The 25,214-nt window shown below is 38.2% G+C and carries 25 protein-coding genes and 1 CRISPR repeat array; of the genes, 18 read left to right on the top strand and 7 right to left on the bottom strand.

Annotated elements, in window-relative coordinates; all coding sequences use genetic code 11:
• Positions 1–321 precede the first annotated feature (321 nt).
• Complete coding sequence (cas3, locus tag FJR04_RS10290; protein WP_168494250.1) at positions 322–2,346, bottom strand: CRISPR-associated helicase Cas3'; 2,025 nt, start codon at positions 2,344–2,346, stop codon at positions 322–324.
• Between the two features lie 38 nt (positions 2,347–2,384).
• On the opposite strand from cas3, the gene cas5c reads away from it, so the two are divergent.
• The 13 genes from cas5c (at position 2,385) to FJR04_RS10225 (ending at position 16,620) form a co-directional block, all read left to right on the top strand.
• A complete protein-coding gene (cas5c, locus tag FJR04_RS10285; RefSeq protein WP_168494248.1) occupies positions 2,385–3,050 on the top strand; it encodes a type I-C CRISPR-associated protein Cas5c in 666 nt (221 codons plus the stop codon).
• Complete coding sequence (locus FJR04_RS10280) at positions 3,035–4,669, top strand: type I-C CRISPR-associated protein Cas8c/Csd1 (RefSeq protein WP_168494246.1); 1,635 nt, start codon at positions 3,035–3,037, stop codon at positions 4,667–4,669. The genes cas5c and FJR04_RS10280 overlap by 16 nt, the downstream gene beginning before the upstream one ends.
• 118 nt (positions 4,670–4,787) lie before the next feature.
• Positions 4,788–5,672: a type I-C CRISPR-associated protein Cas7/Csd2 gene (gene cas7c / locus FJR04_RS10275; protein ID WP_168494244.1), complete on the top strand. Its 885-nt coding sequence runs from the start codon at positions 4,788–4,790 to the stop codon at positions 5,670–5,672.
• 228 nt (positions 5,673–5,900) lie between these two features.
• Positions 5,901–6,669: a CRISPR direct-repeat array (repeat unit 37 nt; unit sequence GTGACAATTACCAACAAAGGTGATTGAGGATTGAAAC).
• Positions 6,670–6,691: 22 nt separating this feature from the next.
• Complete coding sequence (locus tag FJR04_RS10270; protein ID WP_371717678.1) at positions 6,692–7,774, top strand: sensor protein KdpD; 1,083 nt, start codon at positions 6,692–6,694, stop codon at positions 7,772–7,774.
• A 194-nt stretch (positions 7,775–7,968) separates the two neighbouring features.
• Positions 7,969–8,499: a universal stress protein gene (locus FJR04_RS10265; RefSeq protein ID WP_168494240.1), complete on the top strand. Its 531-nt coding sequence runs from the start codon at positions 7,969–7,971 to the stop codon at positions 8,497–8,499.
• A 318-nt stretch (positions 8,500–8,817) separates the two neighbouring features.
• Entirely contained in the window at positions 8,818–9,330 is a 513-nt protein-coding gene (hoxE, locus tag FJR04_RS10260; protein ID WP_168494238.1) for a bidirectional hydrogenase complex protein HoxE, read from the top strand.
• Positions 9,317–10,918: a NuoF family protein gene (locus FJR04_RS10255; RefSeq protein ID WP_168494236.1), complete on the top strand. Its 1,602-nt coding sequence runs from the start codon at positions 9,317–9,319 to the stop codon at positions 10,916–10,918. The genes hoxE and FJR04_RS10255 overlap by 14 nt, the downstream gene beginning before the upstream one ends.
• A 108-nt stretch (positions 10,919–11,026) precedes the next feature.
• The gene (gene hoxU, locus FJR04_RS10250) at positions 11,027–11,743 is read left to right on the top strand and encodes a bidirectional hydrogenase complex protein HoxU (RefSeq protein WP_168494234.1); all 717 of its coding nucleotides are present in this window, start codon (positions 11,027–11,029) and stop codon (positions 11,741–11,743) included.
• Between the two features lie 25 nt (positions 11,744–11,768).
• Complete coding sequence (locus tag FJR04_RS10245) at positions 11,769–12,326, top strand: DUF3122 domain-containing protein (RefSeq protein ID WP_254445250.1); 558 nt, start codon at positions 11,769–11,771, stop codon at positions 12,324–12,326.
• Positions 12,323–12,868 (top strand): oxidoreductase, encoded by a 546-nt coding sequence (locus FJR04_RS10240; protein WP_168494232.1) that lies wholly within the window; start codon positions 12,323–12,325, stop codon positions 12,866–12,868. The genes FJR04_RS10245 and FJR04_RS10240 overlap by 4 nt, the downstream gene beginning before the upstream one ends.
• 141 nt (positions 12,869–13,009) lie before the next feature.
• Entirely contained in the window at positions 13,010–13,624 is a 615-nt protein-coding gene (locus FJR04_RS10235) for a CP12 domain-containing protein (protein ID WP_168494230.1), read from the top strand.
• A gap of 211 nt (positions 13,625–13,835) precedes the next feature.
• Positions 13,836–15,284 carry a Ni/Fe hydrogenase subunit alpha gene (locus FJR04_RS10230; RefSeq protein ID WP_168494228.1) on the top strand — a complete coding sequence of 483 codons (1,449 nt, stop codon included), beginning with the start codon at positions 13,836–13,838 and terminating at the stop codon, positions 15,282–15,284.
• Positions 15,285–15,579: 295 nt separating this feature from the next.
• Positions 15,580–16,620, top strand: coding sequence for a D-alanine--D-alanine ligase (locus FJR04_RS10225; RefSeq protein ID WP_168494226.1), 1,041 nt, complete (start codon positions 15,580–15,582; stop codon positions 16,618–16,620).
• A gap of 68 nt (positions 16,621–16,688) precedes the next feature.
• Here FJR04_RS10225 and FJR04_RS10220 read toward each other — a convergent pair whose 3' ends face one another.
• The 4 genes from FJR04_RS10220 to FJR04_RS10205 all read right to left on the bottom strand — a co-directional run bounded on the left by FJR04_RS10220 (position 16,689) and on the right by FJR04_RS10205 (position 19,984).
• Entirely contained in the window at positions 16,689–17,108 is a 420-nt protein-coding gene (locus FJR04_RS10220; RefSeq protein ID WP_168494224.1) for a tetratricopeptide repeat protein, read from the bottom strand.
• 6 nt (positions 17,109–17,114) lie between these two features.
• Complete coding sequence (locus FJR04_RS10215; protein WP_168494222.1) at positions 17,115–18,899, bottom strand: Hsp70 family protein; 1,785 nt, start codon at positions 18,897–18,899, stop codon at positions 17,115–17,117.
• 423 nt (positions 18,900–19,322) lie between these two features.
• Complete coding sequence (locus FJR04_RS10210) at positions 19,323–19,748, bottom strand: type II toxin-antitoxin system VapC family toxin (protein WP_168494220.1); 426 nt, start codon at positions 19,746–19,748, stop codon at positions 19,323–19,325.
• Positions 19,748–19,984 (bottom strand): hypothetical protein, encoded by a 237-nt coding sequence (locus FJR04_RS10205; protein WP_168494218.1) that lies wholly within the window; start codon positions 19,982–19,984, stop codon positions 19,748–19,750. Before FJR04_RS10205 ends, FJR04_RS10210 begins: the two co-directional genes overlap by 1 nt.
• 192 nt (positions 19,985–20,176) lie before the next feature.
• Between FJR04_RS10205 and FJR04_RS10200 the strand changes: the two genes are divergently transcribed.
• The 5 genes from FJR04_RS10200 to FJR04_RS10180 all read left to right on the top strand — a co-directional run bounded on the left by FJR04_RS10200 (position 20,177) and on the right by FJR04_RS10180 (position 22,517).
• Positions 20,177–20,428, top strand: coding sequence for a type II toxin-antitoxin system Phd/YefM family antitoxin (locus tag FJR04_RS10200; protein WP_168494216.1), 252 nt, complete (start codon positions 20,177–20,179; stop codon positions 20,426–20,428).
• Positions 20,421–20,837: a putative toxin-antitoxin system toxin component, PIN family gene (locus FJR04_RS10195; RefSeq protein WP_168494214.1), complete on the top strand. Its 417-nt coding sequence runs from the start codon at positions 20,421–20,423 to the stop codon at positions 20,835–20,837. The genes FJR04_RS10200 and FJR04_RS10195 overlap by 8 nt, the downstream gene beginning before the upstream one ends.
• A gap of 94 nt (positions 20,838–20,931) precedes the next feature.
• Complete coding sequence (locus FJR04_RS10190; protein ID WP_168494212.1) at positions 20,932–21,276, top strand: hypothetical protein; 345 nt, start codon at positions 20,932–20,934, stop codon at positions 21,274–21,276.
• 627 nt (positions 21,277–21,903) lie between these two features.
• On the top strand, positions 21,904–22,188 hold the full coding sequence (locus FJR04_RS10185; RefSeq protein WP_168494210.1) for a type II toxin-antitoxin system RelE/ParE family toxin: 285 nt from the start codon (positions 21,904–21,906) through the stop codon (positions 22,186–22,188).
• 14 nt (positions 22,189–22,202) lie between these two features.
• Positions 22,203–22,517, top strand: coding sequence for a HigA family addiction module antitoxin (locus FJR04_RS10180; protein ID WP_039203333.1), 315 nt, complete (start codon positions 22,203–22,205; stop codon positions 22,515–22,517).
• A gap of 185 nt (positions 22,518–22,702) precedes the next feature.
• Here the strand turns inward: FJR04_RS10180 and FJR04_RS10175 are convergent, their stop codons facing one another.
• Positions 22,703–23,563: an HNH endonuclease gene (locus FJR04_RS10175; protein ID WP_168494209.1), complete on the bottom strand. Its 861-nt coding sequence runs from the start codon at positions 23,561–23,563 to the stop codon at positions 22,703–22,705.
• A complete protein-coding gene (locus FJR04_RS10170) occupies positions 23,560–25,155 on the bottom strand; it encodes an AAA family ATPase (protein WP_168494207.1) in 1,596 nt (531 codons plus the stop codon). The genes FJR04_RS10175 and FJR04_RS10170 overlap by 4 nt, the downstream gene beginning before the upstream one ends.
• Between the last annotated feature and the right edge of the window lie 59 nt (positions 25,156–25,214).

Here is a 25,214-nt window from a genome sequence, read left to right as displayed (position 1 = left end):
CGATTTAGACAACTTTAGACATTCTACTATTTGACGTTTCTTTCTGTCTTCATCCACGGTAGTTAGGGCTTGCTAAATCCACAGGTTAAAATGAATTGACTGAAAATAATTAACAGGTGACAGGTGATTCCTTTTTTCTTCTTTCTCCTGACTCAATACTTGTCTGTTAACCTAAAAACATTAAATCACGTAGGTTGGGTTGACGTTAGGAAACCCAACATTTACGGATTTTTGTTGGGTTGCACTATCTCTTAACCGAACAGTATTGACTCCTGACTCCTATCCTTCACGAAAAGACTTATTCAATAAAGTTTAATCATATCATTCCATAATTCCTATTTTTTGATCATAATCTCCTATCCAAACATCAATTTTTCCGATTTGGGTATAATTGGTAAATTTATCATTTTTAGGAATATTTACGGTAAATTGTTGTAATTTTCGCCAATCTAATTCTGTTAAATATTCTTGATTTTGCATTTGGGCAATTAATTTTTCACTATCTCCCCATTTGACAACTACAGATGTTTGATGTTCATCATCAATCACTTTCACTGATTTAGCAACTTCAGGAAAATCATAACTTTCTCTTAGTTTTTGAATATCTACACCACCATCATGATTCTGATTGAATAAACTACTAAAATACATTTGAATAATAGGTAATATATCACCGTTTAAGTCATATTTTGCTAATATCTTTTTAGTTAAATTAGTCCGGTAAATATATCCGGGTGGGTTGGAAGATGACATATTAAAAATAATTACATTACCTTTGTCTTGTTTACCTTCTCGGTTACATCTTCCCGCTGCTTGAATGATAGAATCTAAAGGTGCAAGTTGACGATAAACTATGGGAAAATCCACATCAACACCAGCTTCTATAACTTGAGTGCTAATTAAAAAACAGGGTTTTTCATCTTTTAATAATTGTCGCACTTTGGTAAGAATTTGGGAACGATGAGCAGGACACATTCGGGAACTAAGATGAAAGCATTTTTCTGGAAATTTTTCCGATAGTATTTGATATCCTTCTCCAGCTAGTTTTGTAGTATTGACAATAATTAAACCTTGATTTAATCCAGATTCTTGAATACTAGAAACTATATTTTCCCATTCCCAAATATCTAAAATGTATTGATAATCAACACGGTTAAGTTGTTGAAATAATCTCGTAGTTTCATCTTCGGGAATAATATCAACAACATTAATTAAATCATCATCAAGGTTATGAAAAGCTGGTTGTGTAGCACTCATCAATACTATTGTACATCCCCAATCTGTAACTAAGGTATTTAATATATTTAATATTGGCCGGACTAAATTAGCTGGAATAGATTGAGATTCATCTAATAAAATAACTTTATTGATTAAACCTTGTAATTTACGGCATTTTGTAGGACGATTAGCAAATAAACTTTCATAAAACTGTACTCCACTGGTGACAATTACGGGTTTATCCCATCTTTCTGTATTTAATTTATATTCTTTAACTTCTGCTAATTCTGGTTCATATCCTGAATGATGTTCTAATACTGCTGTTTCTCCAAATAATTGCCGATAAACATCTGCTGTTTGTTCAATGATGCTTTTTAGGGGTCCTACGTAAACTATACCGGACATTTGATTTTTTTGACTGTGTAAATAAGCAAAATTAGCACTAGCAATGGTTTTACCAATTCCACAAGGTCCAGTTAATCTAAAAATTCCTTTTGGTAATTCACTTTTGTTGGTACAATGTTGAGCAAAAATTTTTCTAGCTATACTAATTGTATTTTGTGAATTTGATAAATTTAAATCATGATTCCAAGTATATGTAAAATCTTCTTGTTTTAGAGAATTTTCAAATCTTTGAGCGTCTAATCTATCACTATCAACTAAGACAGAAAATAACATTCTAATAGCAAATTCTCGGCGTAATTTAGGTAAATTAATATCTGGTAATTGTTCAGGTATAAAATCAGCAATTTCTTGTTGAGCATTTTCCAAACATTCTTCTAAACCTGCTGCTAATTGTTTATATTCATTTCCTCTAATTCTTAACCGTTCAGATAGACAAGAATGATGGCCAGCAATAATATAAGCCATTGCTGGAGGTTCTTTTTTTGCCATTTGTAACGCTAAAACTGCACCATGTGGAGAGTGTACAACTCGTTTACCGTTATTTTTGAGATATTCCTGCCATTTGTGCTGATATTTACCCAAGTCATGCCATAAACCTGCATATCTGGCTACAGCTTGAAATTCTTGGGGTACAGCACTTGCAGACATTTCAGCCACATTGTGTAAATGTTCTGCTAGTAGTTGTTCGCATTTATCAGGAGTAATTCTTGCTAAGTAGTTCATTCGTATCTATAATTAATAAAATGTTTTTAGTCTAGACTATGCAGTTAAAAATATGGGGTGAGTGGGCATTATTTACAAGACCAGAATTTAAAGCTGAACCGCACAGTTACCAGGTAATGCCCTTTACTGCGGCTGTTGGTGTACTGGAGTCTATTTTCTGGAAACCAGAGATTAAGTACAAGATTAATTATATTACGGTATTAAATCCAATTAGTACATTCACTATACACCGTAACATGGTGCAGTCCAAACAAATCTATGGAAATGCTAAAAAATGGATGAAGAATGATGGTATAGGTGGATACACGGCTGTGAGCGATCGCGCTCAAAGAAATCATGTCATATTACGTGATGTTGCTTATATCGTTGATTTCAACTTTGATTTACAGACTGAGGAAGATTTATCTAATAAATATGCAGCCCAAATAAAACGCAGAATTGAAAAAGGACAATGTTTTAAGCAGCCATATTTTGGCTGTCGAGAATATATAGCCTATTTTGGTTTTCCCTCCGCAGAAGATAAACCCGCACCGGAGTTAAAAGGGGAATTAGATTTAGGATTAATGCCTAAACAAATGCACTTTATTCCTGATAAAAAAGGGGCTGTTTCTTGGCAGACTTCTGAAGGTTTTGTTAAGGGTAATGTGGTTACAGAATTTGCTCACTTTATCATGAGAGATGGGCGAGTATGTTACGAGAATTAAATCAACTAGGAAATGCTTTAGAACAGGATAATAAACTCACGCCAATTGGTTTTGGTGAATGTGTTTGTCATTGGCAAATTAATTTACCTTTAGAGAGTTTTAGTGTTTTGGAAACACCCCCAAAAGGTGATAAGGGTAAACCTAAATTTGGTAAAAAAATATTAGTTCCAGATTTACGGCGGAATGGTGATGAAACATTATTAATTGATGATGGGGGAGAATATGTTTTTGGTGCTGGAGATAGAGGTGCAAAACGTCATCAACTTTATTTACAACTTCTAGAAAGATGTTTACAAGAAACTAACCATGAAGCGGTAAAAGCGGTTTATGATTTTATCACTAATACAACTGTGGAGAAAATCACACCAGAGTTAACCGCAGCTTATCCACCAGCAGCAAATATAGATTGGTGTCGGGATAGATTTGTATTCATGTTTAATGGTAAGCAAATTACCAAAATTCCCGCAATGCAAAAATGGTGGTCTAATTATTATGCTAGTAAACAAGATACCGTTGATGGTGTTTGTTTATTAACAGGTGAAAAGACTCCTACAATGGGGCGGAAAATGCCGATGATGGTTAAAGGTGTTCCTGGTTCTTCTACTTCTGGGGCTGCTATTAGTAGTTTTGATAAAGCTGCTTATCAGTCTCATGGCTGGGATGGAAATATTAATGCTCCCATTGGTTTTACAAGTGCTGTCAGATTTCATAAGGCTTTAGATTTTTTATTGAATAGTAACACCAACCGCTATAAATTAGGAGAACAGGTTTTTGTCTATTGGGGTGAGGAAGAAGGGGAAGGTATTAATCCTGAAATCTGGGAAAATCTGGCTTTTGAATCTATTTTTGCTAGTCCCCATAGTCCTAAAAGGTTTAACTTAGAAGATCTCAAATCTAGTAAGTTTTATCTAGCGATTCTCAAAGGCAATAAAGGCAGAATTTCCGTTAGTGGTTGGAGTGAAGTTACTACCCAAAAAATCAAAGATTCTATTGGGCAGTTTGTAGAATGTCAGCAAGTTAATGATTTATCACCTAGTCCTATTTGGATGTTGTGCAATACTGCTTTTTTGAATGCTGCTAAAGAACACACTGATAGGATAGCAACTGCATTAGTTAAGGCTGCTTTTTTGGGTGAAAGTTTACCTGATGAATATGCTTACAGAATCATTGATAGGATATGTAGTGAAAAATCTTTTACTCGTCCTAGATTTCAAGGTTTAGCAGTTTATTTAGCGACAAATAGAGACAATATGAACACAGACCAAAAAGTTTTAGACAATGCTTATATTTTGGGAAGAATTGCCTTTTTAATGCACCAAGCCCAAATTGATGCTCAAAAGATGAGTGAAGATAATACTAATGTCATGCGTAGTCTCAAGGCTTTATCTTCTACTCCTACTCAGGTGTTTGCTAGGCTTTGTCATGGTTGTACTCATTATCATTTAGAAGCAGGAGGAAAGATAAAAACTAAAAAATTACTCACAAGAGAATTTGAGAAGTTTAATATTTCTGAACTACCAGAAGTTCTAGATTTAAAATCTCAAGCTTTGTTTTTTCAAGGTTGGTGGCAACAACGGGCTGAGTATTTTACTAAAACAGTAGATGAAGTAGATGAATAGGAAGTGATGATCATGTATCTTACTCAAGCGAGAACCGCTATATATGTAAAGATGTTCCATGGAATGTCCCTACATTTTCACTAATAAAACTCTGAAAAAATAACGAGGAATAAAAATCATGACTGTACATTTAGACCCTACAAAAAAACACGATGCAATTTTATTATTTGATTGTCTTGATGGTAATCCCAATGGTGATCCAGATGCCGGAAATCAACCGCGAGTTGACCCCCAAACTAATCAAGGTTTGGTGACTGATGCTTGTTTAAAACGCAAGGTGAGAAACTATGTAGAGATGGTTGGAAAAGATGAATCTACACCAGAAAAATATAAAATATTTGTGGAGGAAGGAAGTGTTTTAAATGAAAAAATCAGTCGCGCTTATACTGCTGTAGGTTTACCACAAAAAGAAGGAACACCAGAACAACAATTAGAGGTTGCAAAATGGATGCAGCAAAATTTTTATGATTTAAGAATGTTTGGGGCTGTGCTTTCTACTGGTTTAAAAGCTGGTCAAGTTTGGGGACCCATGCAAATTAGTTTTTCTCGCAGTATTGATCCTGTTTTTCCTCAATCTGTGAGTATTACTCGTTGTGCTGCAACTGAGGAAACGGCTAAAAAAGATGGTACTAAAAAGGATAATAAAACTATGGGGAGAAAGGAGGTTTTACCCTATGGTTTGTATAAATCTCATGTGTTTTATAATCCCCATTTGGCGGAAAAATCTGGTTGTGTGTCTGAACGTGATTTAGAATTGTTTTGGCAAGCTTTAATGAAGGCTTGGGAATTTGACCGTTCTTCTGCACGGGGTTTTATGGCTTGTCGTGGTTTGTATGTTTTTAGTCATGCCAGTAAATATGGTAATGCTCCTGTGCATGAGTTGTTTGATAAACTAAAAATAGAATCTACTGTGAATGTACCCCGCAGTTTTGCTGATTATCAAGTGGTGTTTGATGATGAATTGAAACTACCTGATGGTGTAACTTTGACAAGGTTGGCTTAAAAATGCGCGAGGGGGTGGGTGTTAAATCGAAGTGACTATGACTAAGCTGGAAACTCTTGCACTATCTGGATTTCAGGTTATGGGCGATCGTATACCCTCGCGCACCTTGCACTGTAAGGGTTTCAGCGTTTTTTGCTCTTGTGCTGTCGGCTGGAATGGGGTATTATGGGGTGGCTCGCGCAAATCTGTCTGGAAATCCTTTATTTCCAAGGGTTTGAGAGGTCAGCAGTGACAATTACCAACAAAGGTGATTGAGGATTGAAACATGGTGATACGGCGATCGCCACTCAACACTTTAGTGTGACAATTACCAACAAAGGTGATTGAGGATTGAAACCTTCGCGGCTTTATTAAGTTCTTTGAGAACGGGATCGTGACAATTACCAACAAAGGTGATTGAGGATTGAAACAATTACTGAAGATGACGGACGATATACGGAAGGTGACAATTACCAACAAAGGTGATTGAGGATTGAAACAATTAGAACTACTTAACTAAGCATTATAAGCTACAAGTGACAATTACCAACAAAGGTGATTGAGGATTGAAACATTGAAACTCAACGCCGCGAATTATCTAGGGAGGTGACAATTACCAACAAAGGTGATTGAGGATTGAAACATGAGTAATAAAAGCAACTGTATACAGATTCATCAGCTGGTGACAATTACCAACAAAGGTGATTGAGGATTGAAACTTAACGATCGTCCTAATAAATACGCCATATCTATAAGTGCGGTGACAATTACCAACAAAGGTGATTGAGGATTGAAACACGTCGGGTCTAGGTGATTTACAAGAAGAAATCAGGTGACAATTACCAACAAAGGTGATTGAGGATTGAAACAGGTAACTTATATTTGATACCTTTAGTCTTCAGCGTGAAGTGACAATTACCAACAAAGGTGATTGAGGATTGAAACAAAAATCAAACTAATGCAATTACTAATGTAAATAATGTGACAGTTACCAACAAAGGTGATTGAGGATGAAACCCAAGACCCCCGATAATTCTTATATCCGCACAGCCAAACGCGGAAAACATAAAATATTTATTGGTATGGCTCCTGGTGTGGGGAAAACTTATAAAATGTTGGAGGAAGCACATCAACTTAAACAAGAAGGTATTGATGTTGTCATTGGCTTTTTAGAAACTCATGGACGCAAAGACACGGCTATAAAAGCTATAGGATTGGAGGTAATTCCTAAAAAAACTATTCTTTACAAGAATATCAACCTCGAAGAAATGGACACCGAGGCAATTTTAAATCGTTCTCCCCAACTGGTTTTAGTTGATGAATTAGCTCATACAAATGTACCTGGTTCACATCGGGAAAAACGCTATCAGGATGTAGAATTAATGTTAGCAGCAGAGATTGATGTTTACTCTACTGTTAATATTCAACATTTGGAAAGTTTGAATGATGTAGTCGCAGCAATTACGGGTATTGTGGTGCGGGAATGTATTCCCGATATTCTCTTAGATGAAGCTGACGCTGTGGTTGTAATTGATGTGACTCCTGAAACCTTAGAAGAACGTTTACGGGAGGGAAAAATTTATGCCGCTAATAATATTGAGCAATCTCTAAAAAACTTTTTTCAGCGGCGTAATTTGATTGCTTTGCGAGAATTGGCGTTAAGAGAAGTTGCAGATACTGTTGAAGAAGAGGCAAATACTTCTATCTCTCCTGAACAAATTTGCAATATTCATGAACGAGTTTTAGTGTGTGTATCTACTTATCCTAATTCAATTCAATTATTACGGCGTGGGGCGCGACTTGCCAATTCTATGAATGCTAAGTTTTATACTGTATTTATTGCAGATCCTGAACGGTTTCTTAGTAAAGAAGAAAGTTTGCATATTCATACTTGTGAAAAACTCTGTCAAGAATTTGGTGGTGAATTTATCCAGGTGAAAAGTAACAATGTTCCTCAAGCAATTTCCCAAGTTGCAACAACTCATCATATCACCCAAATAGTTATCGGTGAAAGTCAACAGCCACGATGGAAAATATTGTTGAAAAGCTCTTTTACCCAACGATTACTGGAGCTAATTAGAGATAAAAAAATAGATTTACACATTATTGCTACTGAAAAATAAAATTTAATATTTGTTAATCTATCTCAGTTGAGATGTAATTTTATGCTTTTTTGTCTAGGGTAAATATCAAACTTGGAAATCTATCCTCACAAGTTCCTCAAATTCTTTATGTATAAATATGAGTAGTTACTAAGGGAGGCTTTGAACCGGATACAGTAATTGTCAATGCTAGGCAAGGTAATATAGAGGTATATATGTTTAATAAAATTTTAGTGGCGTTAGATCGCTCAGAACTAAGCAGAGAAGTTTTTAAACAAGGCGTAACTTTAGCAAAGTTAACATCCGCAAACTTAATGTTACTGCACGTTTTATCACAAGAAGAAGAGGGTAGTCCTGACGCACTGATTTACCCCAATATTGATTACTATCCTGGCTGGAATGAGCAAACGTTTAAATTGTACCAAGAGCATTGGGACAAATTCAAAAAAGAAAGTTTGCAGATGTTACAGTCATTTAGCGCCCAAGCGAATACATCTGGCATTAATACGGAATTTACTCAAAATACTGGTAGCCCAGGACGGAAGATTTGTGAATTAGCAACCGTTTGGAATGCTGATTTAATCATTATTGGACGACGAGGACGTTCTGGGCTGGCGGAATTCTTTCTCGGTAGTGTGAGTAACTATGTTTTACATCATGCACCTTGTTCTGTGCAAATTGTCCATATTCCTATTAGTTCTCAAGCGGCAGAGGTTACTTCAGAAACTACCACTTTTAGTAATTAATACGAAATTACGATGAAGCTGCATAGAATAAGTTTCAAGAATTATTAACCGCAAATAAACGCAGATAAACGCAGATGAATTCATGGATTTTATGATTCTGTGCAGTCTCACATAAAATTGAAGTTTGTGGCGTTTCTGATAGCCATATTGAGGTATAAATTCCTAAATTGAACCTTTAAAACTCTTACCTTTGCGTCTTTGCGCCTTTGCGTGAGACTAAAATTCATACCGTTAATCAGCAACGCCAAATTTGTATAAAACAAACAGTAATTGGTAAATATTTTTACCTCTTATCAGTCTCTTTGAAGTGGAAAAAAAATGAAAACATCAGTTCCACCTTCTTCAATTCATCCCAGTGGAGATAAGCGTTTGAAGATGTTAGACGCAACTATTAAGCGTCATCAATATCAACAAGATGCACTTATTGAAATTCTGCACCGGGCTTCGGAACTTTTTGGTTATTTAGAACTGGATTTATTGCTTTATATTTCCCATAGCCTGAAATTACCACCTAGTCGGGTTTATGGGGTGGCTACATTCTATCATTTGTTTTCCCTTGCACCGAAAGGGGTTCATAACTGTGTGGTATGTACGGGTACTGCTTGTTATGTAAAAGGCGCTCAGAATATCCTCACTCGGTTGGAAAAATTTACGCAAATTCACACAGGAGAAACTACTACAGATGGTCAAATTTCTCTGATGACAGCTAGGTGTTTGGGTGCTTGTGGAATTGCCCCTGCTGTGGTTTTTGATGGTGCTGTTTTAGGTTATCAAACCCCGGAATCAGTTTGCGAGAAAGTGGGAGAATGGTTACAAAATGGAACTACATGAATTATTAGAAATTGCCCAAAAAGAACGTTCTCAACAGAAATCTGTACAAATTCGGTGTTGTACTGCTGCGGGTTGTCTGTCTTCTAATTCCCAAGCTGTGAAAGATAATTTAGAAGCATCTGTCAAAGCTGCGAGTTTACAAGATACTGTGCAAGTTTCTGGTGTGGGTTGTATGCGTTTGTGCTGTCAGGGCGCATTGGTACAGGTGGAAATTTTGGCAAATTCTCCAGAATCAAAGTTGTATCAAAAAGTTATCCCAGAGAATGCAGCAGAAATTATTGCGGGGGTAAATGGAGAAGTCACAAATTTAAATCAGGGTGATTTAAATCAGCCATTTTTTAGCCGTCAATTGCCTATTGTTCTCGAAAATAGCGGTAAAATTGATCCCGAACGGATTCAAGCGTATATTGCCGCTGATGGTTATCAAGCCCTTTACCATGTGCTGCGGGAAATGAAACCCTCTCAGGTAGTGGAAACCATTACTAAAAGCGGTTTACGGGGACGAGGTGGGGCTGGTTATCCGACGGGTTTAAAATGGGCAACGGTAGCAAAATCGCCAAGCGAGAAAAAGTTTGTGATCTGCAATGCTGATGAAGGTGATCCTGGTGCATTTATGGATCGCAGTGTATTAGAAAGTGATCCTCATCGGGTTTTGGAGGGAATGGCGATCGCTGCTTATGCGATCGGTGCAAATCAAGGTTATATTTATATTAGAGCCGAATATCCCATTGCTATTAAACGTCTAGAAACGGCAATTCATCAAGCCCAACGTTTAAGACTGCTCGGTTCACAAATCTTTGACTCTCCCTTTGATTTTAAAGTAGAAATCCGTATCGGTGCAGGTGCTTATGTGTGCGGTGAAGAAACGGCTTTAATGGCTTCTATTGAAGGTAAACGCGGTCTCCCTCATCCCCGTCCACCATACCCCGCTGAGTCCGGTTTATGGGGCTATCCGACGTTAATCAACAATGTGGAAACCTTTGCCAATATCTCGCCAATTATCCGTAAAGGTGCGGAGTGGTTTGCTAATATCGGCACTGGTAAAAGTAAAGGTACAAAGGTATTTGCGTTAGCTGGAAAAATCCGCAATACGGGTTTAATTGAAGTGCCAATGGGAACATCCTTACAAGCGATCGTTGAAGAAATGGGTGGAGGTGTTCCTGATGGTGGTATTGCTAAAGCAGTACAAACCGGCGGTCCTTCTGGGGGATGTATACCTGCGTCGGCTTTTGCTACACCTGTAGATTATGAATCTTTAACCGCGTTGGGTTCAATCATGGGTTCGGGTGGGATGATTGTGATGGATCAAACTACAAATATGGTAGATGTCGCCCGCTTTTTTATGGAATTCTGCATGGATGAATCTTGTGGTGAGTGCATTCCTTGTCGAGTGGGAACTGTGCAATTACACGGTTTATTAACAAAGATTAGTAAAGGGGAAGCTTCACTAGCTGATTTGGATTTGCTGGAGGAACTTTGTGACATGGTAAAAAACACAAGTTTGTGTGGTTTAGGACAATCTGCACCAAATCCAGTTTTTAGCACTTTGCGATATTTTCGAGATGAGTATTTAGCTTTAATTAGGTGACAGGGAACAGGTGACAGGTGACAGTAAGAAGGGAGAGGAAGTAGGGGAGAAAAATATTCTTTTGCAACTGACAACGAACAACTGACGACTGACAATCACCAAATTATTATGCCTGTTAAAACTTTAACAATAAATGACGAATTGGTTAGCGCCCGTGAGGATGAAACTTTACTAGAAGCGGCGCAAGATGCGGGTATTCATATTCCTACATTGTGTCATTTAGAAGGTGTAGGAGATGTGGGTGCTTGTCGTTTATGCTTGGTAGAAATTGCGGGAAGTAATAAATTACAACCGGCTTGTGTGACAAAAGTTTTTGAAGGAATGGAGGTAAATACAAATAGCGATCGCTTGCAAAAATATCGTCGTACAATTGTAGAAATGCTATTTGCCGAAGGTAATCATATTTGCTCAGTTTGTGTCAGTAATGATCATTGTGAATTGCAAGATTTAGCCATAGAAATGGGCATGGATCATGTACGGCTAGAATATCACTTTCCTTCTCGTTCTGTTGATACTTCTCATCATCTTTTTGGCGTAGATCACAATCGTTGTGTTCTTTGTACTCGCTGTATTCGGGTATGTGATGAAATCGAAGGCGCTCATACTTGGGATATGGCAGGAAGAGGTACAAAATCTCACGTAATTACTGATTTAAATCAGCCTTGGGGAACTTCTCAAACTTGTACTTCCTGTGGTAAATGTGTTAATGCTTGTCCCACAGGGGCGCTATTTAATAAAGGTGCAAGTGTGGGGGAAATGATTCATAATCGTGGTGAAATTGATTTCTTAGTAACCGCAAGACAGAAAAAACAATGGAATTTTTAATTATTTTCCCAGCAACATCCTAACCATGAATAACTCACCAAAAATTACCCTGATGCTATACCATATTCGACAAATATTTAAACGAATCCTTGTAGTGGGAATATTGACAACATTTATATTCCTGGGTTTAGTAAACTTCACATCCAATACAGTAATTGCTGCTGTCACTCAATTAGGAAATCCACCAGAAGAAGTTATTTATCGCTCACAAGTAAAATTAGATGATCAATTAGGTAAAGTTTGGCAAGTTGTTTTATTTAAACAAGTTTATCCTGATCAACCATCTAATATTAATCTTCGCTTAGTTGGGTTTCCTAGTTCTGCTGAATTAATTCATCCCCAACCTTTAAAAATTACCTCCAATACAGGTCAAATTTGGAGTGCTGCTGATGTATTTTTAGAGGAAGCCCCAGGTCCCACTATCGGTCAATATAACTTGAATGAGATATTACCTCAATTACCTCTAGAATCTTTAACTTTATCAATTCCTGTTCCTGGTAAAAACTTCATTAATATCTCTGTTCCTACTTCTGTAGTTAAAGAATGGCAATCATTAATTACAACTGAAAAGGACAAAATATGACTAAAATAAAATTAGCAACAGTATGGTTAGGCGGCTGTTCTGGTTGTCATATGTCCTTTCTCGATTTGGATGAATGGTTAATAGACTTAGCCGCACAAGTAGATATAGTTTATACTCCATTTGCTGATATTAAAGAATATCCAGAAGGTGTAGATTTAGTATTAATTGAAGGAGCGATCGCCAATGCAGAACATCTAGAATTAATTCACAAAATCAGAAACCGCACTAAAACAATAATTTCCTTTGGTGATTGTGCTGTTACTGGTAATGTTACCGCTTTACGAAATCTTTCCGGTGGTGCTGAATCTGCTTTACAATTAGCTTATATTCAACAATCAGATGTTAACCAGCAAATTCCCAATTTACCAGGTATTGTTCCCCCCTTACTAGATAAAGTCGTACCCGTTCATTATGTAGTACCTGTAGATATTTATCTACCTGGTTGTCCCCCTTCAGCATCACGCATTCGGGCAGCAATTGAACCTTTATTAAAGGGAGAAAAACCAGAAATTAGCGGTCGAGAAATGATAAAATTTGGTTAATTAGTATTTCTTCTTTCTTCTTCTTCTTTCCTCCTGTAAGGGCGAAGCATTCGGAAAATAAACTTGGGAAAAACCGATAATTTATCGCCCGAATGCTTCGCCCCTACGACTCCTGACTTCTATTTTTTTCCGAGGTGACTTATGTTAACAGCAGCAGATGTAATGACAAAAGATGTGGCAATGATTCGTAGTTCAGCCACAGTAAAAGAAGCCGTTGATTTAATGCGAGTGAGAGATTGGAGAGCATTAATTGTAGATCGTCGTTATGATGAAGATGCTTATGGAATTATCACAGAAAGCGATATTGTTTATAAGGTAATTGCCTATGCTAAAGATCCGAATACAGTCCGCGTTTATGAAATTATGACTAAACCTTGTATTGTTGTAAATCCAGAATTAGGTTTAGAATATGTAGCCAGATTATTTGCTAATCATCATCTCAGACGTGCGCCTGTAATTGGTGGTAAACTATTAGGAATTATCTCCCTGAGTGATATTTTGGCTCGGAGTAGTTGTTTAGAAAAACCGCGCTCATTTTTGTTAGAACAAGAATTACAAGATGAAATTAAAAAAGCTCGAATTGTTTGTGCAGAAAAAGGCATAAATTCCGCTGAATGTGCAGCCGCTTGGGATGTGGTAGAAGAAATACAAGCAGAAATGTCTCACCAACGTGCCGAAAAACCTCTGAAAACTGCCTTTGAAGATTACTGTAATGAGTATCCAGAAGCCGCAGAATCTAGGGTTTACGATTTGTAATTTGTAGGTTGGGTTGACGCAAGAAAACCCAACATTCCCTCAACTTTTTTGAGTTTCACTATCCTTCGGGTATCTACGTTCTACCCAACCTTACATTTTTTATTATTACCATCTAAGTGAGGTAAACCAAGAAAGAATTAACCGCAGATAGAAGATGATAAACGCGGATAAACGCAGATAAATTTGTACATTAGGAAACGCTATATTTTTTATGAAAAAAATTATTATTGATCCTGTTACCCGCATTGAAGGACACGCGAAAATCAGCATTTATTTAGATGATGAAGGTCAGGTAAATGATGCTCGTTTTCATGTTACAGAATTTCGTGGTTTTGAAAAGTTTTGTGTTGGTCGTCCTTTCCCAGAAATGCCGGGAATTACAGCCAGAGTTTGTGGTATTTGTCCAGTGAGTCACTTATTAGCATCAGCCAAAGCAGGCGATCGCATTCTCGCTGTGACAATCCCCAAAATAGCCACTCAATTACGCCGTTTGATGAATTTAGGTCAAATACTCCAATCCCATGCCCTCAGCTTCTTTCTCCTCAGCGCCCCTGACCTATTATTGGGCATGGATAGTGAACCTAAAAACCGAAATATTTTTGGTTTAATTGCTGCTGAACCAGAATTAGCGAGAGGTGGAATTCGTTTACGGCAATTTGGACAAGAAATTATTGAATTATTAGGAGGTAAAAAAATCCATCCTGCTTGGGCTGTTCCTGGTGGAGTTCGTGAACCATTAACTGAAGAAAATCGCAGCCATATTCAACAACGGATTCCTGAAGTTAGGGCTACTATTCTTAATGCCATAAATTTATTTAAAGGCTTATTAAAAGATTACAAAAAAGAAGCGCAAACCTTTGGAAATTTCCCTAGTTTATTTATGGGTTTAGTTACTCCTGAAGGTTTATGGGAAACCTACGACGGACAAATTCGTTTTGTTGATAGTGCAGGAAATATCGTTGCTGATCAACTTGAACCCACTAAATATCATGAATTTATCGGAGAAGGAGTGCAAAGTGAGTCTTATTTAAAATCCCCTTACTATCGTCCTTTAGGTTATCCTGATACTACAGATCATTGTCGTTTAGATAGTGGAATGTATCGTGTTGGATCATTAGCAAGATTGAATATTTGCACTCATATTGGTACACCTTTAGCAGATGCAGAATTAAAAGAATTTCGCTCTCATGCTAAAGGTACAGTTCAATCATCATTTTTCTATCACTATGCCAGGTTAATTGAAATTTTAGCCTGTATTGAACATATAGAAATTATCCTTGATGATCCGGATATTTTATCAACTCGTCTCCGTGCGGAAGCTAGTATTAATTGTCTAGAAGGTGTGGGTGTAAGTGAAGCCCCAAGGGGAACTTTATTTCATCATTATCAAGTTGATGAAAATGGTTTAATAGAAAAAGTAAATTTGATTATTGCCACTGGTCAAAATAACTTAGCAATGAATCGCACAGTTGCCCAAATTGCCCGTCATTTTATCCAAGGTGATGAAATAAAAGAGGGAATGTTAAACCGTGTCGAAGCTGGAATTCGGGCTTTTGATCCTTGTTTAAGTTGTTCAACTCATGCCATGGGACAAATGCCTTTATATATTGAAGTTGTTGACAAAAATGGTAGTTTAGTTAATCAAATTTACCGGAATTAATGAAGCGATCAAAAATCTGAAAAAGACAGGTTATTAAAAGCCTCTTTCCTTGGAGGAGAGAAGTTTTTACAGCGGTCTTAGAAGATGTTTTAAAAATCCCTCATGGTGTATCAAATATTTTCTGATCCTCCTTAAAAAGGGGGATTTTTACTCTAGTACACAACGAATTAAGGGGGGTTAGGGGGATCTAGCAGTGTCTAAAATTACCAAGCCAGGGAAATTTAAGAGAATCTAAAGTTTTTAATATCAAACATCCTCTAAACTCTAGTTATGATATTAAATAGGAAAATAAATCATGTCGAAACTGCGTATTCTTCATTTAGTTGGGTCTGCATATAATGATTTTTACTGTAATTTATCACGCCTTTATGCTCAAGATTGTTTGACAGGAATAGCAGATAAATCACGTTATGATTTTCAGATTGCATATATTACACCTGATCTGCTGTGGCGATTTCCTCCTTCTCTGAGTCCAGAAGATATTGCTGTTACCAAACCCATGCCACTATTTGAGGCTATAGAGTTTCTAACATTGCAAAACATTGACCTAGCGTTGCCACAAATGTTTTGTATTCCGGGAATGACACATTATCGCGCTTTATTAGAGTTGCTGAAGATTCCCTACATAGGTAATACTCCAGATATTATGGCTATAACAGCCAACAAAGCTAGAACTAAAGCAATTGTCGCCGCAGCAGGGGTAAAAGTACCTTATGGAGAAATTCTGCGTTCTGGAGACGTTTCTAAAATTGCACCTCCAGTAGTTGTTAAACCTGTAAGTTCTGACAATTCTTTAGGAGTATCTTTAGTTAAAGATGTTACTGAATACGATGCTGCTTTAAAAACAGCGTTTGAATATGCAGAGGAAGTAATTATAGAAGAATACATCGAACTTGGTCGAGAAGTCAGATGTGGCATCATTGTTAAAGATGGGGAATTAGTAGGTTTACCTCTAGAAGAATATCTAGTAAACTCTCACAAACCCATCCGTAACTATGCTGATAAACTCCAAAAAGGAGATGATGGCAACTTATATTTGACTGCTAAAGATAATATAAAAGCCTGGATTGTAGATACTCATGATCCTATGACTCAAAAGGTTCAGGAAGTAGCCAAAAAATGTCATCAAGCTTTAGGTTGTCGTCATTATAGTTTATTTGATTTTCGCATTGATTCAAACGGAGAACCTTGGTTTTTAGAAGCTGGTTTGTATTGTTCTTTTGCCCCAAAAAGTGTCATCTCTTCTATGGCAAAAGCAGCGGGAATTCCTCTCAATGAGTTATTAATAACTGCTATTAATGAAACCTTGGGTAGAAAGACAATAGATGTGCTTTAATTAAAACCCTTGTAGAGAATTTCGACTCCTGTTCCCTGTTCCCTTATCCCAACGACAATTTTTAACACTCACCTACTTACATAATTTTTTGCCATGAGCTTGATCATTTGTAGACAATCACAAGCGATCGCATTTTGTGGATCAAACTTAAGTGCTTGTTGCCAAGATGCGATCGCTTCTCTCCATTCTCCTTGCAATGCCGATAATTTCCCCGCTAAGGCATGGAAGTCTGCATTACTGTAATACAATGCGAGAGCTTGATTATTGTGCGTTGTTGCTTCTAAATAATGCCCCTTTGACAATAAATGCAATGCTTGTCTGTGATACCAAATGGCTTGGTCATGCAGACTGAGCAAGTCAGATAAATCGGCTTTGCAGCGTCTACAAGTTACAGAGGAAATAGGAGGAGTCTTGCTGTCAATTTCTCCCCTATGCTCCCCTGTTCCCTTTGTCGGACGATAAACTACACCACAAACAGGACATTTCATGATTTCTCACTCTGACTCATTGGAACTTGCATAGTAAAGAAAATCTGAGAGTTCTTCTTGTAACTGGGGTAATTCTGCACTCTTGTTTGCGATGGCGTTCCGCCCACCGGAGGTGATCGCATTTTCAATCTGAGCTAATAAGTCTTGTAATTCCTCTGCTTGTTCAGAATCTATGGTTAAAAGTGTTTGTTGAGCGCGATCTAAAAGTGCTGTTAATTCAGGATCAATTTCTACTGCGGAAATTGTCTCTTCTGTTGAGATTTCCATTGTTTCATCAATTTCAAACAAGGCATTTAAATCTGCCCTAGCTTGCTTCAATTCATGGCTAGAAAGTTTCTGAATACCTGCATTATTAACTACTAGCGTTCCTTGTTGCCCATTGCCTTTCTCAGTCGTGGTGACAGTGAGAATCCCATTCATGTCAAAGTCAAAGTGAACCTCAATTTTAATGTCTCCTGCTGGTTTGGGTGGTAAGTTTTCCACCTTAAAAGCACCTAGAGGAACATTTTCTTCAGCGATCGCATTTTCTCCCTGAAAAACTTCAATTTCTACAATTTCTTGTTCATCAAACACGGTGCAATAAACTTGAGAGCGAGAAACGGGAACAACGCTGTTGCGGGGAATAATCACACTGAAGTAACCCGGCATAATCCCCATTGGTGTAGACACAGCCGCAGAAAGACCCAAGGAATGGGGAATCACATCAACAAGAATGGCATCAACCGATTCACCTACCAACACCCCAGCTTGTAAAGCTGCTCCTAATGCCACACAAAGGTCTGGTTGAATGCCATCACTAGGAGTTTGTCCCAGATGTTCTGAGATCATTTCTTGCACCAGAGGAATGCGCGTAGAACCACCAACTAAAATAATCCGGTCAATATCGTTGGGTGCGAGGTCTGCATCTGTGAGGGCGCGGTCAATTGCCTCTAGGGTTTCTGTCAATAAAGGACGAATCAATTTTTCCAAATCTGTTCGCGCTACTTCTGTCTCTAGATGTAATGCAGTCTTGCCTTTACTGCCTAAAAAAGCTTCTCGAACTGTGGCAAAGGCATGGGAACTCAGATCAATTTTTAACTGCTCTGCGGCTCGCAGGAGACGCGCTTGGGTGGCAGCATCATCTGGCACATCCACACCATGCTGTTTACGAAATAGATCCACTAAATAGAGTTGCAAAAGCCTGTCGAAATCGTCTCCACCCAAGCGGTTATTACCATGAGTGGCTAGAACTTCTGTGACTTCGCCTGTAATTTCCACTACTGACACATCAAAAGTCCCACCTCCCAAGTCATAAACCAAAACCCGTTCTGTCTCTTCGGAACGCAAATCATAAGCTAAAGCCGCCGCCGTTGGTTCGTTGATAATTTGCAGCACTTCCAAACCAGCTATTTCCCCAGCGGTTTTAGTTGCTTGTCGTTGAGCATCTGTAAAGTAAGCGGGAACTGTAATCACGGCTTGGGTAATTGTTTCTCCTAAAGCATTTTCAGCCCGTTGTTTGAGGGCGCGGAGAATAATAGCGGAAACTTCATGCGGTAAGTATTCTTTATCTCCTAAAGTGGTTTTGTGGTCAGTTCCCATCCAGCGTTTAATTGATTTTACGGTGCGTTCGGGAGCCGCAGCATATTGACGGAGTGCTTCTCGTCCCACCAGCACTTTACCCGTATCGCTAAACCCTACGCAGGAGGGTAAAATCAGATCGCCATCTTCTCCTGGCAATACCCGCACCTGTCCGTTTTCGACAATTGCCACTTCGGAATTTGTTGTCCCTAAATCAATACCAACTGCTTTCATAGTTCTAAATTTAAAAGTTTTTTGCCCCTGGTGCGATGCCTGCGGACTTAGCGTTGCTATCGCACAACTGCCCACTATAGGTTATCGCATGGAAGGCACTGAATCTTGGGTAATTATAAAATATCGTATTTTGGCAGCATGACAGCTTCACCATTAGAGATAAGATTACAGATATTGACCAAATAATTCATAATTCTTGCTTGGTAAGCTGCCACCTAACGCCGAAATTGGGTGGCAAGTGATACCTTCAGTCAGAGTTTGCGCGATTCCTACGGAGTGCTTCGTGATCGCCCTAAATTTTTTTTAAATAGTAACAGTAGTATGTATTAGCGTAGCGCATAATAAATAATAATTACAAACTAATCATAATTACAAGCAAAAAGGCGTGTTGAGTAACGCACTTTACAATATCTGGAATCATATTTAAGCATCTAATAGAGGCATAAGCAAAGGAATTGGGCGATCGCGGTTCTTTCTGTAAACGAGAAAATCGCTATCGAGAGTAAAAATCAGACTGCTAGGATATAGCTCCGACATTCGGACTAATTCCGCATCTGCTAAAGAAACTGGTACTGATTGATAGCGACTTAATAATGTCATTACTGTCACCAACTCCGCATCCAAATCAAACTGAATAATGATCTGTTTCTGAGCTAACAATTGCAGCAAAATTTCTCGCCCCCTCTTTACTCGTTGTAACAAAAACCAACTTTCTGAAATCACCGCTTCACAAGTTAGTAATGGGGGAGCAATTTCCTTTAATTGTTCTGTTACCCAAGTATGGTGGACATCATTGCGGTCAATTAAAGCCAGTAAAATCCCTGTATCAACAATTACTTGATAGTGCATCACTGTCCATAGCCCTGCATATAATCAGGATTTGTTGAAAGATCGCCTGGTCCTTCCCCTGCCCCAATCGAAGCTTGAGCTACCTCAAAAAACGAGAGGGAATTTGTTTCTAGAGACGTAGTGATTGCTTCCTGACGTTTTTTCCAAAGAGATTCTACAAAAGTTAACACCTGATACTGATCTTCCGCCGGTAATACCTCTACCGTTTGTAAAATTTGTTTGGATAAGGCAGACATACTAGTTATTCCTACAAAATACACGACCTTATAATTACGACAAATATAACATCAACTTCTAAATAATGAAAGGCGAACTGCTTGCAGCAGCGCTTCGCGATCGCAATTTAGAATCTTTGTTTATTTAAAGGCTTTGCTACCGCCCTACAGGGTATGTTACAATGACTAGAGTTATTTCTCAAACAAAATGCAATGCGACAAGTTTCAGTTTCAGAAGTAAAGAAAGATTTTGCTTACATTATGGATAGCGCCCAACAAGAACCCATTCTTGTTAAGGAACATGACCGCAATTATGTGGCTATTATTTCGATGAATGATTATGAGGATTTGGTAAAGATTAAAAATCTGCGTTTAAAAAATATATCGGCGGATTTAGGGGCAGAAGCTCAGGCAAATGGACTAACCTTAGAACTGTTAAACGAGATACTAAATAGTGATGATTAATCGCTATGTTTTGGATGCTAATGTTTTAGTTAGTGCTGTTTTATCTCCTGGTTCTACTGCTAATCTAGCTTACCAAAAAGCTCTTGACACTGGCATTTTATTGATTTCAGTTGAAACTTTTGCAGAGTGCGAAAGTGTGATATTTCGTTCTAAGTTTGATCGTTATATTTCTGTAGCACGTCGTCAAAAATTTTTAGCGGAATTTAGGACAGCCGCCGAGTTAGTTTCGATTATTGAGTTAATTAATGATTGTCGAGATACAAAGGATAACAAATATTTAGATGTAGCAATTAATGGTTCGGCAAATGTCTTAATTACAGGTGATCAAGATTTGTTGATTCTTCATCCTTATCGTGAAATATTACCAATTTTAAGTCCGTCGGATTTTGTTAGGGATGATGTTTACTAAAAAGTACCTTTAAAATTTTAACTTTTAGGCGATCGCCTAATAATTATTTATCTTGGCGATTCCTGCGGAGCGCTTCGCTATCGCCCCCAACTCAATGCCAAAATATCACAATATTGTCCAGTTTAATGCTTTTTATACAGCGATCGCCTATCAATTACTTGTGTTTGGCGATCGCTTTTCGTCTCTACTTCAGCGTGACGGTATTTCCACTAACATCACATCCAGAATACTCGACAGCACTTTGTACTTGCGCCCAGGAATACCAGTTGTTGCAGTCGCTTCCTTTGCCGAATGCCATGATCAAGGTGGAAGGCGCACCCACACTCTTTGCCTGGTAGATATAGCACAACTTGTGTGCAGAAAAGTCACCACCGCCCGCAAAATTGGTGGTATAGCTTTTGTACAGGACACTATCGCCAGTATTGACGTTGTAGAATGATCTAATGCGAGATTCGCCATAATCGCCGGCTAAGGAAAACGCTCCTTTAGGGAAGTTCACATTGGTATCAATATTCTGAATCATTGGGCTGCAAATAATTTGATTTCCAGCGTAAGCTGGGTTAACCAGGACAACGGTAGTCAGGACGATGGTAGCCAGAACAGTCCCAAAAAGGCGGATGAAAGTGCGAAATTTATTCATAAAATAAGTTTTGGTCATCGGTTCACTCCTTTGTTGAGTTTCGGAAAAAGGACAAAAAGTAGGATTATACACCTTACCCTCATCCTCCCACGTATACTATGCGGACTGTAACCGGGTATTAACTAGGTTTTATGAGTGAGTTAGACACTAAGTGGAGGTAACTGCCGTCTAACGGCTTAATTGAGCGGCAAGAGATTTGCCTCAAATCAAAACCAAAATATCACAATATGATCCGCTCCAATGCTTTGCTATACAGCGATTGCTGTGCCAGTTGCGTAAGTCCTGTCCTAAAGCCGATCACTAATATTGCCAGTCGTGATTTCTAGGCGATCGCTTATCAATTACTTGTGCTTTGCGATCGCTGGTTGATTTTTTGCGAAATTGCGATATAAATGTTATGCTTAACGTAATACATAACACTTGCCTATGCCTCAAAAATATAAAGACAAACGCACAGCAGAATTTGCTGCGGGCGATCGTGTCAAAGAATTTCAGGCATTTGAAAGACAAGCATACAAACGTCTAGAAATTCTAGAAGCCGCACCTAATAAAGAATCCTTAATGGCTTTGCCAAGTAACCGTTTTGAGGCACTGGGCGGAGATAGAAAAGGGCAGTACAGCATTCGTATAAATGACAAATGGCGTATTTGTTTTGAGTGGACAGAAACAGAAAATCGGCCATTTAATATCGAAATTGTTGATTATCACTAAAGGAAAAAATAACTATGGCAAGACCTGCAATTCACGCTGGCGAAATCTTATCCGATGAACTAAAAGAGCTTGGGATTAGCGCATCAGAACTAGCGCGATCGCTCCACATACCCACAAATCGGATTACGCAAATCCTCAAAGGGCAAAGAGGTATCACTGCTGACACAGCATTACGTCTAGGACGATGGTTTGGCACTGGTGCAGAACTATGGCTTAATTTGCAAAAAGCTTATGAGTTACGCCTAGCCGAAGAGTTAGCGGGAGAAGAAATTCAAAATACGATTCAACCTCGTTCATCTATAAACAATCAGCCGTTAGTTCAAGTTTAGTTGACACTCTCAGCACGAATATTTTTAAGGATAAATGAGGACTGACAGTTGCGATCGCTATTATTGTGAGGCGGAATTTTTAGGCGATCTCATTAACAATCTATCTTCTAAAGGTGATCGCTAAACAATTATTTCTTTTTGCGATCGCCTAGCACCTATCAAAACTCAAAAACTAAGCCAACTATCTATAATCGAAAGCCACCATCACAATACCAATCACTTGCTACAAGAGCTTGGTACATAGCTGTTTTCCAAGAGTTACTATGCTGACTAGTAGAGGATTTAGCTTCTATCCCCAAGTGTTTTCTTACCCACTCTGAACCTAACTGACAATAGCTGACTAAGACATCTCTCAAGGAAACCAACTCATTGCTCGCTTCCACCGAATATCGTAAATCCAAATTAAAATTGCGAAAGTGCGCCTTAACTCTTGCTTTGGATATGTCGTCCCAGTGATCTGGAGCTTTAACAAAAAAGCGAATAGATGCAGGTGTCGTTTGTATTACCTCCGCATAGAGCCATTGATCATCAATAAAGTTCTGATGATCAAAATAAGGATGTAGGCTTTGACCTTCTGCTGTAGTCGCAATTGCCGTGCTTTTACCTGTATTACAATCTTTACAGGATGGTACTAAATTAAATGGGAGAACCGAGAATTGAGGATATTTAGCTTTAGGCAAGTAATGATCTAAAGTAGAAGCTTGACCAAAGCCACAAAATGGACATTTACCTAAAGGAGACTGTGATAACAATGAGTCATAGATCGCTCTTGCTGGTTTTGATCTTCCTACCATATGTGAGCTATAAACATCTTTCAGCTCCTTTTTAGTCACTGTGCCTAAAGCGTTTTTATCATCCTCGCAGTTATTTGGTGGAATGGAATAAAGCTCTTTAGCCTTTACTTTTTGCTTGTAATTGGTTGCTGCAACCACAATCTCGTTAGTTACCAGATTGAGGCGTGTGCGTAAATCTTCATCTGTAATGCTATTGATGCATTTTTGATATACTTCTTGAGGATCGTCATTTGGTGTAGCTAAAGCCCTCATTCGATAGCTCCCAATTGCGAATCTCTAATCATTATCATCGAACGTAAAATAGTTTTCCCCTCAAAACCAAGTTGATGCTGATATTCTTGTTCTACTTCTTCGTAGCTCTTACCTTCAGCGACAGAGTTCTCCAATAAGTTGTGAAATCCAGATTTGGAAACTTCTAATCCGAAAACCTCTCGCGTTAAAATCCCCACATTTTCTGCAAATGTCTCACTTTCTGGTCTATCAACATTTGCAATGAGCCTAGTTCTTCGTAGTATCGAAACGCAAGATTTAGGCACTTCTTGTAACACCACTGGCGAATGGGTTGCGATGATCGCTACACCATTACGATTAACCAGCAAATCAGATAACGCTCGCGTGAATGCTGATAATAATGGTGGATGAAGATGGCTTTCGGGTTCATCAAGCAGGACTAAAGTTTTTTCTTCAACTGTTTCAACAAGCTTTGTAACGGTTAAAAGTACAATAGCATGACCTGAACTCATTCGGTTGAAAAGCGCTTTTGCTCTTTCAGAAAACGTCTGTTGATTGTCAGATTGATCCGCAGCATATACATTAGCAAGGTTACACAAATCCATTTCGGCAAAATTAAAATCTGATTCTAAAGTCCTAACCGCATTTATCCACCGAGCTTTTTTCGCCATTAACGCAAGACATATTTTTAGACTGCCTGTAAAATCGTGACATAAATCGTCTTTATTTTTAAGACCCAAAGTCTCATCACCTTGTTGAGCAAAACGCTTTTTAAGCCCTACATAGTAATAGCGCATTCCAGCACGAGTATTAGGCTGATCATTAGGAGGAGTAAAAAGATCAAAGGCACTAAATGAAATAGAAACAACGCCAGCAAAGTAATTATTCTTGATTCGGGTAGTTGTATTCGATGATGATGGAATAGAAAAATATCCTGTTTCTTCCATAGTACCTCTCGCAGGAAGAAGCGCATTAACCATATTATTCAGCAGGGTTGTTTTTCCTACTCCATTACGACCAATTAATATATGGATATTGGAAGAAGGTTTAGTATTTGGCTCAACAGAAAACTCGACTTTTATGCCAGAATAACGTTCATCGGCTTCCTTCTCATAATAGAAATTGTATTCAGTGAGTTGTGCTTCATCGCGCAAAATTCTTCTGAATTGGTTGTCAATGGACGTGCGGTTCACAAACCTAAGTAAAGAAGTCTGAAAAGCGTCTTTGTTTTCAGCAAGTTGAAGGCGATTAGAATCATGTACAACATCGCCGAGAGCAGTGAGAACATTAATAGCTATTTCTTGAGAAAGTTTTTCTACTACATTTTTGTAGTAATCAGCATCCTGACCAAGAGAATAAAAATTTTCGGGCAACACCTCAAATTGCTCTGGAATTTGTTCTTGAGTCCATCCCGTACCTTGACCAACAAAGCCTATTTTAATGTTACCGATAGTCTGCTCATTACCTTGCTCATCAAAGATTGTGAGGTTAAATAAGGTCTTATAACCGTAATCATCCCAATTATCGGGGCTTAGATAACCCGTGTTACGAGCCTGATTTGGAAAAACGTCTAAGCTTCTTCCTAGCTCTAGCTTTTGAAAGGTCAGTGCCATTATACGGTTCCTACTCAATTACATTGTAATTTTGGCGTTAACCATAAATTACTATAGAT

It is taken from the genome of Anabaena sp. UHCC 0204, from assembly GCF_009711975.1.
In the GTDB taxonomy this organism is placed as follows: Bacteria; Cyanobacteriota; Cyanobacteriia; order Cyanobacteriales; family Nostocaceae; genus Dolichospermum.
Note: the sequence above shows the minus strand (reverse complement) of the source record. Positions and strands in the feature narration are given on the sequence as shown.